At 47.2% G+C, this 360-nt stretch carries 2 tRNA genes; both read right to left on the bottom strand.

The window, feature by feature from the left end:
* Window positions 1-146 precede the first annotated feature (146 nt).
* A tRNA-Ala gene (locus ACI77I_RS32240) sits at window positions 147-222 on the bottom strand.
* Window positions 223-252: 30 nt separating this feature from the next.
* Window positions 253-329 (bottom strand) — tRNA-Ile (locus tag ACI77I_RS32235).
* Between the last annotated feature and the right edge of the window lie 31 nt (window positions 330-360).

Here is a 360-nt window from a genome sequence, read left to right as displayed (position 1 = left end):
TACCAGTGAAAGTAACGTTCAGTCTATCTTTCTATCACATACCCAAATTTTTAAAGAACGATCTAATCAAAGACTAGAAATCAACATTCACCATCACCTCGATGGAATGCTCATTTCTAAGCTTTCAAAACTTTCAGAAGCAGTAGTGGTGGAGCCAAACGGGATCGAACCGTTGACCTCCTGCGTGCAAGGCAGGCGCTCTCCCAGCTGAGCTATGGCCCCGTATTTCTACAGGCGTTTCCCACACAAAATTGGTGGGTCTGGGCAGATTCGAACTGCCGACCTCACCCTTATCAGGGGTGCGCTCTAACCAACTGAGCTACAGACCCAATTTCGGGCTGCTTCTTATCGTCTTCTTCA

Source organism: Pseudomonas sp. D47 (genome assembly GCF_045447305.1).
Classification (GTDB): Bacteria; Pseudomonadota; Gammaproteobacteria; order Pseudomonadales; family Pseudomonadaceae; genus Aquipseudomonas.
This window is presented reverse-complemented; position numbering and strand designations above follow the sequence as displayed.